This window comes from Achromobacter sp. SIMBA_011 (genome assembly GCF_046535435.1).
Lineage (GTDB): Bacteria > Pseudomonadota > Gammaproteobacteria > Burkholderiales > Burkholderiaceae_B > Achromobacter > Achromobacter dolens.
In genome coordinates, this window is the sequence record NZ_JAWRWN010000193.1 from 1 (window position 1) to 326 (window position 326).

Below are 326 nucleotides of genomic sequence, written 5' to 3' on the forward strand. Positions count from 1 at the left end.
CCGGATTCAGTCCTTTGGGGCAGACGTCCGTACAGTTCAGTATCGTCCGACACCGGAAGAGGCGATACGGATCGTCAAGATTGTCCAGCCGCTCACCCGTACCCTCGTCGCGGGAATCGACCAGAAAGCGGTAGGCCTGCAGGAGACCTGCAGGACCGACATATTTATCTGGATTCCACCAGTACGAGGGGCACGCGCTGGAACAGCACGCGCACAAAATACACTCGTAGAGGCCGTCGAGTTGGTCGCGTTCCTCGGGCGACTGACGCCTTTCCCGTTCGGGTGGGGGAGTGTCGTTGATCAGATAGGGCTTAATCGAGTGGTAC

Annotated in this window: 1 protein-coding gene; it reads right to left on the reverse strand. The window is 58.6% G+C overall.

The window, feature by feature from the left end; all coding sequences use genetic code 11:
* Positions 1-326: 4Fe-4S dicluster domain-containing protein (locus tag SB816_RS30535; protein ID WP_410548057.1), on the reverse strand; the 326-nt coding region annotated here is incomplete at both ends.